The organism is Pseudoalteromonas sp. SIMBA_162 (assembly GCF_046535955.1).
GTDB lineage: Bacteria > Pseudomonadota > Gammaproteobacteria > Enterobacterales > Alteromonadaceae > Pseudoalteromonas > Pseudoalteromonas marina.
The window spans coordinates 1-238 of sequence record NZ_JAWJBQ010001172.1; the positions used below are offsets into that span (position 1 = coordinate 1).

The following is a 238-nucleotide window of genomic DNA, read 5'->3' on the forward strand; positions in this document are numbered from 1 at the left end:
TTGTGTCTGCTTTTACACTTAAGTCTTTACCCACTTTGTGTACTTTACCATCTGCCAATAGTACAGCAGCGTCATCCAGGCGTTCGCTAGTCCCTGTAAGAACAGGCGCATTTTTGATGAGTGTACGTGTTGTAGAGATTGGCGTGTAAGTGCTTGGGGATGGGTTTGTGTTAATAGTAATTGTATCATGTTGTGTTTCATTTTCTTGGCAACCTACAAGCGCAGCGGCTAACCCAAC

The 238-nt window shown here is 44.1% G+C and carries 1 pseudogene; it reads right to left on the reverse strand.

The window, feature by feature from the left end:
* Window positions 1-238: pseudogene (locus R0J88_RS23370) on the reverse strand (amidohydrolase); the annotation flags it as partial.